Origin of the sequence: Massilia scottii (assembly GCF_030846495.1) — a bacterium.
GTDB classification, from domain to species: Bacteria; Pseudomonadota; Gammaproteobacteria; order Burkholderiales; family Burkholderiaceae_D; genus Telluria_A; species Telluria_A violaceinigra.
Window position 1 is genome coordinate 1 of sequence record NZ_JAVCWM010000052.1, and the last position, 12888, is coordinate 12888.

Below are 12888 nucleotides of genomic sequence, written 5' to 3' on the forward strand. Positions count from 1 at the left end.
ACTTGTTTGATATTGGTCTAGGCATTTATTGAACCAATCAGAACGCCAGGTATACGGCTCTGTAACACTGAAATCTCACGTCATGGGAGGTTCATCATGTATTTCGAAATCTACCAACAAGCTTCGGAAAAAGCCCGTAAAGAGTGGCGCTGGCGTTTGAAGGCTAAGAATCACGAGATCATCGCCAGTGGCGAGAGCTACACCTCGCGCGCGAAGGTGCTGGCCGCGATTGAACTGATCAAGTCCGTCACCGCACGTACCAAGATCGTCGAGGGCTGCTGAGGCGTTCCGCCCCCGCCGGACAAGCCGCCGCAAGCGGCTTGTCCGGCGAGCATTCAAGGAGATTATGATGCAAAACAATTGCCGTACTTGGAATTTGACGAGTGATCTGCCCAGGTCGCTTCCGCTGACACTGCGCGACCTGACTGGCCGCCGTGTCCGGGTGGTGCCGTTCGGCGCACTCATCACCCAGGATTTCGTGGCCGGCCGGGTGACGATTTTCCTCAATCAAGCCGGCCTGGTCCGCGACGTCGTTGTGGAAAACTGCGGCTAAACCGCAGGTCACGCCGCAAGGCTGGGGCGTTGCCCGGCGCCCCGTTGCTCCCGCTATTTGTTCAATCGCTATTTGTTCAATACTTCCGGTCCCAGTTTGTCGAGCATGCGTTCCAGTTCTTCCCGGTCTTCCCGCGCAACTCCCTGGCGTTGCAATGCCTGGTCCACGTAGTGCCCCATCACGCTTAACTCGTCACTGGTGATCGCCATGCCGCGGTGCGCCAGCGCCATCGCATCGCCCTCGTATTTGCACGGCCCGCCGGAGAGGGCGCACACATGCGAGACCACGCTGGCCTTGAGCCGCGCCAGATTGACGCCCTCGAACGTGCGTTTCGAGCGCGGGTCGGCCGACACCTTCGAGACGAAATCGTCGACCACCGCCGTCACGCCCGCCATGCCGCCCAGGCGCACGAACAGGGACGGCTTGGGCGGCGGCGCGGGCGTGGAGCAAGCGGTCGTGGCGGCGATGGCGACCAGGGCGAGCAGGGCCGCAGGAATGCAAGTGTGACGTTTCATGGAGTCGGTTCCCGGTTGTCACTGATGCTAACACTCAAGGCATGCTGGGGTGGTTCCGCTTCGATGGTGCGTACGCGAACGCAAGCATTCGGCGCGCAGGCCTATACTCGCCGTTTTCCTACCGACAGAGAGAACACCATGAGCGATTCCGAGGTCAAAGTCATGCTGAGCGAGATCACCAGTGGCGCCGGTGCGACCGTGCTCAATGCGCATCGCGCCGCCGTGACCATCGCGCAGTACCTGCAATTATGCGAAGGCTTGCGCGGAATTATTCCGGATGGCGAGGTCAGCCTGGTGGCGGCCAGGTTGACTGCGGGAATTATCTCGAACCCGAATTTCGCCTTGTCGACCGAGTAAACCGCAAGGCGCCTTAGCTCGACGCCGTCCCTGCCGTTACCGGCGGAAATGACGGTATCGAGCTTGCCGGTTGCCGATGGGCGTACGTCAACGGCGTTGCGCCCGATGACGGATTTTTGCCGCCATCAGGCTGCATACCGCCTCCACCACCACTTCCGGGGCCACCTTGTCCAGGCAGTCGTGGTGCACTTCCGGGCACACGCTCTTGTAGCAGAAGCGGCATGGCACATCATGGAACAGCAAGCGGCTTTCCACCTGCCATGGCGTGTGTTGCGGATTGGTCAGCGCGTACAGCGTGGCCAGCGGCGTACCCACGGCCGCGGCAATATGCGCCGGCCCCGTATTGTTCGACAATACAACGGTGGCCAGGCGGATCGCCGCCCCGAGCTGTCCCAGATCGAGCTGGCCGGCCAGCGAGTGCGTGCGCACGCCGCAAGCGAGTCGGATGCCATCGATCAGTTCCGCCTCGTGCGCATCCCCGGTCAGCACGACCGGGCAGCCGGTACGCCTGGCCAGCGCGCGGATGACTTCGGCCCAGCGCGCCGGCGGATAGCGGCGCGAGGCCGCGCTGGCGCCCGGGTGCATGAGTACCCAGGGCCGGCGCGGTTCAATGCCGCGTTCGCCCAGCATGTGCCGCACCGCCTCCACATCGTGCGCGCGCACGGCAAACTGCAGGCGCGCGTTGCTGTCGCCGCGGCAACCGATGCTGCCCACCAGGTCGAGCTGGCGCCGCACTTCGTGCCGGATCACCGACTCGGGCTCCTTTTCCAGCACCCAGTGCGACAGCATGCGGTACGGGTTTTCGCGGCAATGACCGAGGCGCAAGGGAATGCCCGCCATGTAGCACATCAGGGCGGCCGGCAGCGCGCTCTGGCTGTAGGACGTGAAAATCACGGCGGCGTCGAAGCGGCGCTCGGCCAGGCGCGCGATGAAGGCGCTGTCGCTCGACGGCGGATGGCCGCCGCCAGCCTTGATCCACGGCGCCGCATAGCCGATCACCGCGTCCACATCGTCGAGGTAGGGCGCCAGCGCCACGCCGCTCCCCGAACTGAGCAGGGTGAGCACGCGGTCCGGCCGCGCCTGCTTGACGGCGCGGATCGCCGGCGTGCACATGAGCACGTCGCCCATCGCATCGAGGCGCACGCACAGGACGTTGCGCGCATCGGCCCAGTCCGGCGCGCTCATCGGCGCGCCTCGTCATCGTTGACGATCATGACAGCGGCCCCGTACAGGTCGGTGGCGATGCGGGTGGGAACGCGGTGCGGGCCGAGCTGCCATTCGGTTTCGTTGCCCTTGTCGATCAGCAGCGTGCGGCAGCCGGCGCGGTTGCCGGCCTCGACGTCATTGAGGATGTCGCCGACCATCCACGAGGCCCGCAGGTCGATGCCGTGCTCGCGCGCGGCGCGCTGCAGCATGCCAGGCATCGGCTTGCGGCAGGTGCAGTGCAGCGCATACGCCTGCACCTTGCCGTCCGGATGGTGGGGGCAGTAGTAAAAGCCGTCCAGGCTCAGCTGCTCGCGGAACAGCAGGTCGGCCAGGCGCAGCTCGACGCAATCCATGGCCGCTTCGTCGAAATAGCCGTGCGCGATGCCGCCCTGGTTGCTGATGATGAAGAAGCGGTAATCGCAGCGCGCCAGCAGGCGCAGGGCGGCGCCGGCGCCGCTGCACAGGGTGATGCGGCGCGGCTCGGCGTTGTAGGGCACGTCATCGACCAGGGTGCCATCCTTGTCCAGGAAAATCGCTTTCATGGATCAGGGCCAGGACGATTCTTGCATGGGCAGCACGGTGATCTCGGCCACCACGCTTTCGCGCGGCAACAGCAGCACGGAGCGGATGGCTTGCGCCACGTTCATCGGGTCCTGCAAGGTCGCCTGGTCGAGGTCGGGGAAGCGGTCGAGCAGGAAAGGCGTGCGCATGCCGCCCGCGATCACGGCCGTGACCTTGATGTTGTGGGGCCGCAGTTCGGCATGCATGGCGTGCGACAGGCCCAGCAAGCCCCACTTGCTGGCATGGTAGGCGCTGGCGTTGGGCCAGGCGCGCTTGGCGGCGGTGGAGGCGACATTGATGATGTGGCCGCCCCCGGCCGCGCGCATGTGCTGCGAGGCATATTTGGCCAGCAGGAATGGCCCGTTCAGGTTGGTATTCATGACGCGCATCCATTGCTGCGGCGTCATGTCGGCCATCGGCAGGGTGACGTCGGTGCCGGCATTGTTGACCAGCACGTCAAGGCGGCCGAAGCGCTCCAGCGCCGTGCCGATGGCTTGCTCGGCGCTGGCCGGGTCGCCCACGTCGAAGCCGAGCGCGTGCACGCGCACGCCGTGTTCGCGCAGGATGTTGGCGCTGACGGTGGCCATGTCGCGGTTGATGTCGGCGACGATCAGGTCGGCGCCGGAGCGCGCCAGCAGCTGGCACAGCGCCGCGCCGAGACCGCTGGCGCCGCCGGTAACGAACACGGTCTTGCCGCGCAGGCTGGGCTGTTCGGGATCGAGGTGTTGGTCGGACATGAGGCATTCTCCTATCGGGTGGACAAACGGGAAACGGCGCACGCGGCGCTGCCGGCGGAAACCTGCTTGCCGACCACGTCGGCGTAGATGGCCGCGGCCTTGCGCGCCACGTGGCGCCAGGTGTAATGCTGGAAGGCGCGGCGCATGCCCTCGTCGCCCATGCCGGCCGCCAGGGCGGGATCGCGCTGCAGCAGGGCGAGCTTGTCGGCCACCGCCTGGGCGTCGCGCGGCGGCACCAGGAAGCCGCTGGCGGCATCGAGCACGGTATGCTTGATGCCGCCCACGGCCGCGCCGATGACCGGCCGCGCGCACGCCATCGCCTCCACCGGCGTAATGCCGAACGGCTCGTACCAGGGCGTGGTGACAAAGACGTTGGCGGCGCTGTACCAGTAGCGCAGTTCGGCCCGTTCCTTGCGGCCGGTAAAGCGCACCTGCGCGCCCACGCCCAGCTGCAGCGCCAGCGCGCGCAGGCGCGCCAGCTCCGGCGTGTCGTGGTAGGGGCTGGCGGCAGCGTCGCCGCCCACCACCAGCAGTTCGGCGTCGATGCCATGCTGGCGGCGCAGCAGCGCCAGGGCGTGGATGACGGTATCGATCCCCTTGCGCGGGACGATGCGGCCGAGCTGCAAGACCAGGAACTTGCCTTGCGTCAGGCCCAGCTTCTGGCGCGCCAGGCGCATCGGCACCGGCCACAGTTCGTGCGGATCGAAGCCGCAGGGGGCGATGTCGATGCGCTTGCCGGGCGCGTCGTAGAACTGCTCCATGTCTTGCCGGTCTTGCGGGCATTCGGCGATGATGCGGTCGGCGTGGTGCATCAGGCTGTTTTCGATCTGCAGGCGCGACGGCGGAAAGGCGTCCGCCGCTCCCTGCGCGCGCAGCCTCACCTGGCCCAGCGCATGGAAGGTGATGACGAAGGGAATGCCGAGCACCTCCTTGAGATGCTGCGCGACCATGCCCGACATGAAGAAGTTGGCATGCGTTACATCGTAGAGCGCTGCCTGGCGGCGCGCGAAGCGGGCCACGAAGCGCGCGAAGGTGTCGATGTAGGGCAGCATGCGTTCCTTGGGAATGTAGTGGGCCGGCCCGGCCGGCACGTGCACCACGCGGATGTTGTTGCGCCAATGCACCAGCTGCTTCTGGCCGATGGCGTCGCGCCGGGTGAAGATGTCGACCAGGTAGCCGGCCAGCGCCAGCTCGCGCGCGAGGTGGGCCACGTAGACGTTCTGGCCGCCGCTGTCGACGCTGCCGGGCGCGGCCAGCGGCGAGGCGTGCTCGCTGACGATGGCGATGCGCCTGACGGCGCCATCGGCGCGCGGGTCCGGATGTAAGTCACCAAGTAACATGCCAGCTCCTTTGTTGATTTTTTAGTGGAATTTGCTCAGTACAGCTGCCCGTGGAAGGGGGCGCGTGCCAGATCGGTCACGTGGCACAGTGCGCGGTCCCAGTCGTCGCGGAAGCGGCCGATGGCAAAGCGTTCGCGCGCGCGCCGCCTGGCCTGGGCCCCGAGCGCGCGCGCCAGGGCGGGATTGCGGCCGAGCTCGCGCATATGCCCGATCAGGGTGTCGAGGCGGGTATCGAGGAAGCCGTTCTCGCCGTTGGCGATGACGGTCGCCATTTCGGTGGTGGCCAGCGCCACGACGGGCATGCCGGCCATCATCGCTTCGATCACGGCCAGGCCCAGGCTGGTGTAGCGGATCGGGTTGAACAGGTAGCGGTAATTGGCGGCGAAGGCGGGCAGCCTGGCATGTTCGATTTCGCCCAGGCCGCCAAGTTCCTGCGCGCCCATGCCGACCAGTTCGAGCGGCACGTCGGCACGGGCCGCTTCGAAGATGTCGGCACCGAGCCGCCGGCCGCGCCGCGCCAGGTGGTTGATGATGACCAGGCCGCAGTCGAGCTGGCCGCGGTAGTGAACGTCCTCGGGCACCGTGACGCCGTGCTCGATCACGCAGCTCGGGGTGGTGCCGCTGTCCCACATCAGCGCGTTGAAGGGGGTCACGTGCACCAGCAGCACTTCGGGCGTATCGACCAGGTGGCGGGTATCGGTGGGGTGCTCGCGCGGCGGGTCGTGTTCTATATAGATGCGCGGCAGCGCGCGCTGGCTGGCGCTGAGGAACTCGTACTGGTCTTTCTCGTACTGCTCGTCGTCCTGGAAGATGATGCAGTCGAACTGGTGGTGGCGCGCCTCGGACACCGGCATGTCGTGCACGTTGTCGCCCCACGGCATGTTGGTGCTGCGGCCGCCGTAGCCGGGCGGGCGGCCCGGCTTGGACAGCACGTAGAACTCGTGCGGCGCTTGCGTGAGGTAATACAGATAGCTGCCGTGGGTGTGCCAGGTCAGCACTTTCAGGCGGCGCATGGCGGCCTCGCGTGCATGCGGTCGTGCGGATCGGGTGTTCTCGACGTCATGTTGCCTCCCTGCGAGCGGTGAACGATGAGAATGGTTCGATTCGCGGACAGGCGGACGAGTTCCTGCTGTATCGCGCGGGTTCAATCCAAATCAAGTGCGCGCTTGATGGGGGCGGAAGTGTGGGAGAAATAGGGTGAAGTAAACACCGTCGCTGCCGCGCCAAGGCGGCACTCGGCGGGAAGTCTTTCGTGCTGGGAAGACTTAGTTAGCCGTGCTGGCAGTCACAAGCCGCCCGGCTTCGCTTTTGACGAACTGTTCCACAGTGTTCAGCGTCGGCGCCAGGAAGCGCAGCGGCGCGGCCATCGATGCCACCAAAGTAGCGTGGCTGACTTTGTCGAAATGAACTTCCTGCACCGCCACACCCTTGCCGCGCAGCCTGGCCGCCATGGCGCCCGTGTTGCGCACCGGGTCGACCAGCTTGTCGCTATTCGCGGCAATCAGCAGGGCCGGCGGCGTGCCCGCCTTGGCGTGGTTGATCGGCTGCGATGCCGGTGGCGTGTTGGGGAAGTGGAATACCGGCTGCGTGATCTTGTTTTCGATCGGCAGGAAATCGTAAGGCCCGGCCAGGCCGATCCAGCCGCGCAGCGCGGCCGGCTGCATGCCCTGTTTCGCCAGCCATTGCGGATCGAGCGCCATCATGGCCGCGTTGTAGGCGCCGGAGCTGTGGCCCATCACGAACAGGCGCGCCGGGTCGCCGCCGTAGCGTCCGATCTCGCGCACGGTCCAGGCGAGGGCGCGCGCGGAATCGTCGAGGAAGTCGGGATAGCGCACTTCCGGATACAGCCGGAAGTCGGGAATGACGGCCACGATGCCGCGCGCGGCCAGCGCCCGCCCGACGAAGGCGTAATCCTCGCGCTCGCCCTTGGTCCAGTTACCGCCCAGGAAAAACACGACCACCGGCGCCGCCACGCTGCTGTCTTCCGGCGAGTACACATCGAGCTTGTGGCGGGCGTTCCCGCCGTAGGCCAGCGCGCTGCCGCTGCGCAGGCCGCTGCCGGGCGAGAGCGCGTTGAGGGTGGGCAGGGGCGAGCAGGCGGCCACGCCGCCCAGCAAAATCGCGCCGAGCAGGGCCGCGTGCAATTTCTTCATGGTTATCTCAAATGGGTAAGCGTCGGCCCATTATATCGACGGCCAAAAATCCGCCGTGTACGCTTGAGTTCGCATGAAGCGTGCTTAATCCCCGCGGCAATGCGCCCTGTACTGGACCGGACTCATGCCCGTGTGAGCCTTGAACTGGCGGCTGAACGCGCTGTGGTCGGTATAGCCGCAAGCGTACGCAATCTGGGCGATGCTGTTCTTGGTGCCGGACTCGATCAGCGCCATGGCCGCGCCCAGGCGCGATTGCAGCAGCAACTGGCGCGGCGAGTAATGAAACACGCGCTGGAACAGCCGCTCCACGCGCGAGAGCGACAGGCCGGCATTGGTGGCCAGTTCCTCCATGCTGACGTTGCCGTGGTAATTTTCGCGGATGTGGGCGGCGATGTCGGCGATCTTGCGGTACACGGGATGCAGTTCGTCGGCCAGGCCCAGGTCTTGCGAGGTGCCGGCCAGGCCGACGATGACGCCGTTCTCGTCGCGCAGGGGCGTCTTGTGGGTCAGGCACCAGCCGCGCGCGCGGCTCGGATACAGGTGCAGTTCGAGGTGCTTCTTGAGCGCCGTGCCGCTGTCGATCACGTGGCGGTCCTGCGCCTGGTAAGTCTGTGCCAGCAGGCGCGGATGGACTTCGAGCGCGGTGCGCCCGATCAGCTGGTCCTTGCTGCGCAGGCCGCAGCGCCGCACCAGGGTGGTGTTGACGCTCACGTAGCGGCCCTCGCGGTCCTTGACAAAAAAGGCCACGTCGTTGAGCGCGTCGAACAGGGCTTCCAGTGAGGCCAGCTGCACCGCGCGAATGGCCGGGGCCTCGCATAACAGCGTACTCATGTCCATCGGGGGTCTCTCCAGTTCGGTCGCAATGCGGTAGTATAAATCGGCACGGCGAAAATAATTGTGCCGATTTGAGCCTTTGCACGCTCGTCCATCGATCAAGACCGCGGCCCTTGACAGGGCTAATCTGGTTGCTTCTAAACCGACCGGCGCGCCGGAGAAAGCAAGGTACCCCCATGTGGCAAGGTGTGATTCCCGCTGTATCGACAAAATTCAATGAAGACGGTTCGCTCGACATGGGCGAAATGGAGCGCTGCTTCGGTTTGCAGATGGAGGCCGGCTGCGATGGCCTGATCGCCTGCGGCTCGCTGGGCGAAGGCCCGATGCTCACGCAGGACGAACGCATCGCCGTGCTGCGCCTGGCCAAGCAGGTCACGGGCAGCAAACCGGCCATTCTGACGGTGGCCGAAGCGGGCACGCGCGAAGCCTGCGCGCTGGCCGAAAAGGCTGCCAAAGCCGGCGCCGATGGCTTGATGGTGGTGCCGAGCACGATCTATCACAGCAACCACCGCGAAACCATCGTCGCCCTGCGCGCCATCGCCGCGGCGGGCGACCTGCCGATCATGATCTACTCGAACCGCCTGGCGTACCGGGTCGACGTGACCACCGACATGCTCGAAGAACTGGCCGACGATGCGCGCTTCGTGGCGGTCAAGGAGTCGTCCGACGATATCCGCCGCAGCACGGAGATCATCAACCGCCTGGGCCAGCGCTACGACCTGTTCACCGGGGTCGACAACCTGGCGTTCGAGGCGCTGGCCGTGGGCGCGGTGGGCTGGGTGGCGGGGCTGGGACTGGCCTTCCCGAAGGAAACGGTGGCCATTTTCCATCTGATGCAGGAAGGCCGCCAGGCCGAGGCGCTGTCGATCTACCGCTGGTTCCGGCCTTTGCTCGACCTGGACGTGTCGACCTACCTGGTGCAGAACATCAAACTGGCCGAGGCGATGGCGATCGGCTCGACCGAGCGCGTACGCGCACCGCGCCTGCCGCTCGAAGGCGAACAGCGCGCGCGGGCCGAGCGCATCATCCGCGCGGCGATGGAAACGCGTCCGCAACTGCCGCGCTTCGGCTGATCCGGTGGTGTGGGGGTACGATGCGATCGTGGTCGGCGCCGGCATTGTCGGCGCGGCCTGCGCGCTGGCGCTGCGCGAACAGGGCATGACGGTGGCGCTGGTCGATGCGGCCACGCCGGGTTCGGGCGTCACGGCCGCCGGCATGGGGCATCTGGTGGCGCTCGACGAGAGCAGCGACGAGCTGGCCCTGTGCCTGATGTCGCTGCGGCTGTGGGACGCCTTCATGCACGACCATCCGGGCGTGGGCGAGCCCTCGCGCTGCGGTACCTTGTGGGTGGCCGAGGACGAGCATCAGCTGGCCGAGGCGCACACGCGCGCCGCGCGCCTGTCGGCGCAGGGATGGCACGCCGAAGCGCTCAATGGCGACGAGCTCGCGCGGCTTGAACCGTCATTGCGGCAAGGCTTGTGCGGCGGCGTGCGCGTGCGCGGCGACAGCGTGGTGTATCCCCCGGCGGTGGCACAGTTCCTCAGCGAGCAGTTCACGCGCGCCGGCGGCGAGCTGCATCTTGGGCGGCGCGTGTGCAAGGCCGGCCAGGGCGGCCTGACGCTCGACGATGGCACGCGCCTGAACGCGCAGGCGGTGGTGGTGGCGGCCGGCGTGCAGTGCGCGCGCCTGATGCCCGAGCTGCCGATTTTCGCGCGCAAGGGCCACCTGGCGATCACCGACCGCTATCCCGGCCGCCTGGCGCACCAGATCGTGAGCATGAATTACGGCCAGAGCGCCGCCGGCGACGATGCCCTGGCCGTTGCCGCCAACGTGCAGCCGCGCCCCACGGGGCAGTGGCTGGTGGGGTCGTGCCGCCAGGATGGACGCACCGACAGCGCCATCGAACCGCCGGTGCTGGCGGCCGTGCTGCGCAGCGCGATCGGTTTGCTGCCCTGCCTGGCCGACATGAATATCGTGCGTGCCTGGACCGGCATGCGGCCGGCGTCGCCCGATGGCCGTCCCCTGATTGGCGCCCATCCCGGGCGGGCCGGCACCTGGCTGGCCTGCGGCCACGAAGGCCTGGGCGCGACCACCGCGTTCGCCACCGCGCGCCTGCTGACCGACCAGATCATCGGGCGCGCCAGCCAGATCGATGCGGCGCCGTACGCGCCGGCGCGTTTCGCGGCCTTGGCGGAGGTCAGCGATGGCGACTGAGGACATTCTTGTGCAGGTGGATGGCCAGCCGGTCGCCGTGGCGGAGGGCGCGAGCGTGATTGCGGCGCTGGTGCTGGCCGATTCGCTGTGCACGCGCCGCTCGCTCGGCGGCGAGGCGCGCTTTGCGTTCTGCGGCATGGGCTATTGCCAGGAGTGCCGGGTCAGCATCGATGGCCGGCCGCACCGGCTGGCCTGCCAGAGCGCGTGCCGCCCAGGCATGGTGATCGCCACGGGCGCGGGGAGCGGGGCATGAGCGCGCCGGTGATCGTGCTCGGTGCCGGTCCGGCGGGCCTGGCCGCGGCGGAGGCGGCGTCGGCCTCGGGCCAGAGCGTGCTGCTGATCGACGAGAACAGTGCGCCGGGTGGCCAGATATGGCGCGGCGGCCCGCAGCGCTGGCGCGACGAGCGCGCCAGCCGTTTGTGGGAAGCGCTGCGCGCGCGAGCGCACGTGACCTTGCTGGCCGGTGCGCGCGTGGTGGCACCGGCCGGCCCGCGCGCGCTGCTGCTGGAAACCGCCGATGGCGCGCTCACCCAGCCGTGGGAAAAAGTCATCGTGTGCAGCGGCGCGCGCGAATTGCTGCTGCCATTCCCCGGCTGGACGCTGCCCGGCGTGACCGGTGCGGGCGGCCTGCAGGCGCTGATCAAGGGCGGCATGCCGGTGGCGGGCAAGCGTGTGGTGGTGGCGGGCACCGGACCGCTGCTGCTGGCGGTGGCGGCGACCGTGCGCGAACATGGCGGTGAAGTCGTGGCGCTGCTTGAACATCGCGCCAGCGCGGACCTGGCGCGCTTTGCGGCGCGGCTGGCGCTGTCGCACCACGGAAAACTGCTGCAATCGCTGCAGCTGGCGGCGCGTTTGCGCGGCGTGCCGTATCTGCGCGGCGCCAGCGTGCTGGCCGCCGAAGGAAGCGGGCGTATCGAACGGGTGCTGCTGCGTCAGCGCGGGCGCGACAAGGCAATCGATTGCGATTTCCTGGCGTGCGGCTTCGGCCTGACGCCATCGCTGGAACTGGCCGCATTGTTCGGCTGCGCGGTGGAGCAGGGCAGGGTCGGCGTCGATGGCACGCAGCGCACCAGCGTGCAGGGCGTGTGGGCGGCCGGCGAGTCGACCGGCATTGGCGGCGTGGATAAGGCACTGGCCGAAGGGCGCATCGCGGGACTCGATGCGGTCGGCGGTGCGCCGCATGCGCGCGACCTGCGCGCGCGCGGCACGGCGCAGGCGTTCGGCGCGCTGCTGGCGCAATCGTTTGCGCCCTTGCCGTCGCTACGCGCGATGTGCACCGGGTCGACCATCGTGTGCCGCTGCGAGGATGTGCTGGCGGCCGACCTGGCGCCGCACACGGGCTGGCGCAGCGCCAAGCTGCAAACGCGGGCGGGCATGGGGCCTTGCCAGGGCAGGGTATGCGGGTCGGCCTGCTCATTTTTGTACGGGTGGGAGGCGCCGGGCTTGCGCCAGCCGGTGTTCCCGGCCAGCGCCGCCACGCTGGCGCTGCCCCAAACGCAAAGGGTGGACACGGTCGCCCGTGCCCACCCCGAATTACCGCAGCAGCAGACTAATTAATCTGGGGTGCCGTCGCTGCGGCGTCCCACGTTGCTCTGCTGCGACTGGCGGCTGCCTTCGTCCAGATCGGCCGACTGGCGGTTCTGCTTGTTGGACAGGCCGGTGTCGTCATCCATGTCCTGATCGGCCGACAGGCGTTTGCCGCCCGGGCTCTTCGGCAAGCCGCCGGCAACATCGTTGGATTGATGCTGTCCCGGGAGGCCTTGCTGCTGGCTACCGGTTTGCGAACCGGAACGCTCCGTGCTTTGCTGGCCGACCTGCGAACCTTGCTGCTGCTTCGAACCGCCCAGGCCGCCCGACTGCTGCGATCCGCCAAGTCCGCCCGTATTTTGCGCGTCCGGCAGGCCGGTCGACTGGCGCGAGCCTGGCATGCCGCCCGACTGCTGCGATCCGCCCAGGGTGCCCGATTTGTTCGATTGATTCAGATTGTCTTTCTCGACTGTGCCGCCACGCGACGACGATTCCGATTTCTCGTTGGCGCCATTGCTGGATTGATTGTTCCCCTCGCTACGCTGGTTCGAGTTCATATGTTGATTCCTTTCCGAGTAGAGACAAACATAGGGTGGCACCCGCCACTTGCGGAGGGACGGGGTTAACGTCCAGTCCGTAAGCGGCGTTGCCAGGATTGGAATCATGCGCGTCCCTTCCCGGGTGATGTATCGGAACACGGTCCGAAACCGTGTAGGACAAATGCCCAGTGAAGCGAACCAGTAGTATCGGGGTATCGAGTACCAAGAGGACGTCGCCTGTTGTCCTACAAAGTGCATGCATCCAGTCCTATAGCCGCAGCGATGCGCGCTGCTAAGATGGATTTGCTTGATCGCTCATCGGCGTGCAGCTGATGGGGTCAGACAGAGGCAC

At 67.1% G+C, this 12888-nt stretch carries 16 protein-coding genes; 7 read left to right on the plus strand and 9 right to left on the minus strand.

Annotated features, from left to right (window positions below):
• Nucleotides 1-96 precede the first annotated feature (96 nt).
• Complete coding sequence (locus tag RBA41_RS32900) at nucleotides 97-282, plus strand: YegP family protein (RefSeq protein ID WP_306628557.1); 186 nt, start codon at nucleotides 97-99, stop codon at nucleotides 280-282.
• 64 nt (nucleotides 283-346) lie between these two features.
• The gene (locus RBA41_RS32905) at nucleotides 347-553 is read left to right on the plus strand and encodes a hypothetical protein (protein ID WP_099876227.1); all 207 of its coding nucleotides are present in this window, start codon (nucleotides 347-349) and stop codon (nucleotides 551-553) included.
• Nucleotides 554-621: 68 nt separating this feature from the next.
• Here RBA41_RS32905 and RBA41_RS32910 read toward each other — a convergent pair whose 3' ends face one another.
• Nucleotides 622-1068, minus strand: a complete 447-nt coding sequence (locus RBA41_RS32910; RefSeq protein WP_306628558.1) for a group I truncated hemoglobin — start codon at nucleotides 1066-1068, stop codon at nucleotides 622-624.
• 138 nt (nucleotides 1069-1206) lie between these two features.
• On the opposite strand from RBA41_RS32910, the gene RBA41_RS32915 reads away from it, so the two are divergent.
• A complete protein-coding gene (locus tag RBA41_RS32915) occupies nucleotides 1207-1425 on the plus strand; it encodes a hypothetical protein (protein WP_306628559.1) in 219 nt (72 codons plus the stop codon).
• Nucleotides 1426-1512: 87 nt separating this feature from the next.
• On the opposite strand, the gene RBA41_RS32920 is transcribed toward RBA41_RS32915, so the two are convergent.
• The 7 genes from RBA41_RS32920 to RBA41_RS32950 form a co-directional block, all read right to left on the minus strand.
• The gene (locus tag RBA41_RS32920; RefSeq protein WP_306628560.1) at nucleotides 1513-2610 is read right to left on the minus strand and encodes a glycosyltransferase family 9 protein; all 1098 of its coding nucleotides are present in this window, start codon (nucleotides 2608-2610) and stop codon (nucleotides 1513-1515) included.
• Entirely contained in the window at nucleotides 2607-3173 is a 567-nt protein-coding gene (locus RBA41_RS32925) for a D-glycero-alpha-D-manno-heptose-1,7-bisphosphate 7-phosphatase (protein ID WP_306628561.1), read from the minus strand. Before RBA41_RS32925 ends, RBA41_RS32920 begins: the two co-directional genes overlap by 4 nt.
• Before the next feature lie 3 nt (nucleotides 3174-3176).
• The gene (locus tag RBA41_RS32930; protein ID WP_306628562.1) at nucleotides 3177-3929 is read right to left on the minus strand and encodes an SDR family oxidoreductase; all 753 of its coding nucleotides are present in this window, start codon (nucleotides 3927-3929) and stop codon (nucleotides 3177-3179) included.
• Nucleotides 3930-3940: 11 nt separating this feature from the next.
• Nucleotides 3941-5269, minus strand: coding sequence for a glycosyltransferase (locus RBA41_RS32935; RefSeq protein WP_306628563.1), 1329 nt, complete (start codon nucleotides 5267-5269; stop codon nucleotides 3941-3943).
• A 35-nt stretch (nucleotides 5270-5304) separates the two neighbouring features.
• A complete protein-coding gene (locus RBA41_RS32940; protein ID WP_306628564.1) occupies nucleotides 5305-6282 on the minus strand; it encodes a glycosyltransferase in 978 nt (325 codons plus the stop codon).
• Nucleotides 6283-6534: 252 nt separating this feature from the next.
• Complete coding sequence (locus RBA41_RS32945) at nucleotides 6535-7422, minus strand: alpha/beta hydrolase (RefSeq protein ID WP_306628565.1); 888 nt, start codon at nucleotides 7420-7422, stop codon at nucleotides 6535-6537.
• 84 nt (nucleotides 7423-7506) lie between these two features.
• Entirely contained in the window at nucleotides 7507-8253 is a 747-nt protein-coding gene (locus RBA41_RS32950; protein ID WP_306628566.1) for an AraC family transcriptional regulator, read from the minus strand.
• A gap of 179 nt (nucleotides 8254-8432) precedes the next feature.
• Here RBA41_RS32950 and RBA41_RS32955 point away from each other — a divergent pair, with 179 nt between their 5' ends.
• Genes RBA41_RS32955 through RBA41_RS32970 form a run of 4 tightly spaced genes read left to right on the plus strand, consistent with a single transcriptional unit; the run spans nucleotide 8433 to nucleotide 12027 of the window.
• A complete protein-coding gene (locus RBA41_RS32955) occupies nucleotides 8433-9329 on the plus strand; it encodes a dihydrodipicolinate synthase family protein (RefSeq protein WP_306628567.1) in 897 nt (298 codons plus the stop codon).
• 7 nt (nucleotides 9330-9336) lie between these two features.
• Complete coding sequence (locus tag RBA41_RS32960) at nucleotides 9337-10470, plus strand: NAD(P)/FAD-dependent oxidoreductase (RefSeq protein WP_306628568.1); 1134 nt, start codon at nucleotides 9337-9339, stop codon at nucleotides 10468-10470.
• Nucleotides 10460-10723, plus strand: a complete 264-nt coding sequence (locus tag RBA41_RS32965) for a 2Fe-2S iron-sulfur cluster-binding protein (protein WP_306628569.1) — start codon at nucleotides 10460-10462, stop codon at nucleotides 10721-10723. The genes RBA41_RS32960 and RBA41_RS32965 overlap by 11 nt, the downstream gene beginning before the upstream one ends.
• Entirely contained in the window at nucleotides 10720-12027 is a 1308-nt protein-coding gene (locus RBA41_RS32970) for an NAD(P)/FAD-dependent oxidoreductase (protein WP_306628570.1), read from the plus strand. The genes RBA41_RS32965 and RBA41_RS32970 overlap by 4 nt, the downstream gene beginning before the upstream one ends.
• Here the strand turns inward: RBA41_RS32970 and RBA41_RS32975 are convergent.
• Nucleotides 12024-12554, minus strand: a complete 531-nt coding sequence (locus RBA41_RS32975) for a hypothetical protein (protein WP_306628571.1) — start codon at nucleotides 12552-12554, stop codon at nucleotides 12024-12026. The genes RBA41_RS32970 and RBA41_RS32975 overlap by 4 nt on opposite strands.
• Nucleotides 12555-12888 lie beyond the last annotated feature (334 nt).

Excerpts from the sequence above, each read along its gene's own strand:
- RBA41_RS32925 (WP_306628561.1), bottom strand. The coding sequence starts at position 3,173 with ATGAAAGCGATTTTCCTGGACAAGGATGGCACCCTGGTCGATGACGTG.
- RBA41_RS32910 (WP_306628558.1), bottom strand. The coding sequence starts at position 1,068 with ATGAAACGTCACACTTGCATTCCTGCGGCCCTGCTCGCCCTGGTCGCC.
- RBA41_RS32920 (WP_306628560.1), bottom strand. The coding sequence starts at position 2,610 with ATGAGCGCGCCGGACTGGGCCGATGCGCGCAACGTCCTGTGCGTGCGC.
- RBA41_RS32900 (WP_306628557.1), top strand. The coding sequence starts at position 97 with ATGTATTTCGAAATCTACCAACAAGCTTCGGAAAAAGCCCGTAAAGAG.
- RBA41_RS32970 (WP_306628570.1), top strand. The coding sequence starts at position 10,720 with ATGAGCGCGCCGGTGATCGTGCTCGGTGCCGGTCCGGCGGGCCTGGCC.
- RBA41_RS32915 (WP_306628559.1), top strand. The coding sequence starts at position 1,207 with ATGAGCGATTCCGAGGTCAAAGTCATGCTGAGCGAGATCACCAGTGGC.
- RBA41_RS32945 (WP_306628565.1), bottom strand. The coding sequence starts at position 7,422 with ATGAAGAAATTGCACGCGGCCCTGCTCGGCGCGATTTTGCTGGGCGGC.
- RBA41_RS32935 (WP_306628563.1), bottom strand. The coding sequence starts at position 5,269 with ATGTTACTTGGTGACTTACATCCGGACCCGCGCGCCGATGGCGCCGTC.
- RBA41_RS32975 (WP_306628571.1), bottom strand. The coding sequence starts at position 12,554 with ATGAACTCGAACCAGCGTAGCGAGGGGAACAATCAATCCAGCAATGGC.
- RBA41_RS32965 (WP_306628569.1), top strand. The coding sequence starts at position 10,460 with ATGGCGACTGAGGACATTCTTGTGCAGGTGGATGGCCAGCCGGTCGCC.
- RBA41_RS32930 (WP_306628562.1), bottom strand. The coding sequence starts at position 3,929 with ATGTCCGACCAACACCTCGATCCCGAACAGCCCAGCCTGCGCGGCAAG.
- RBA41_RS32905 (WP_099876227.1), top strand. The coding sequence starts at position 347 with ATGATGCAAAACAATTGCCGTACTTGGAATTTGACGAGTGATCTGCCC.
- RBA41_RS32955 (WP_306628567.1), top strand. The coding sequence starts at position 8,433 with ATGTGGCAAGGTGTGATTCCCGCTGTATCGACAAAATTCAATGAAGAC.
- RBA41_RS32940 (WP_306628564.1), bottom strand. The coding sequence starts at position 6,282 with ATGCGCCGCCTGAAAGTGCTGACCTGGCACACCCACGGCAGCTATCTG.
- RBA41_RS32950 (WP_306628566.1), bottom strand. The coding sequence starts at position 8,253 with ATGAGTACGCTGTTATGCGAGGCCCCGGCCATTCGCGCGGTGCAGCTG.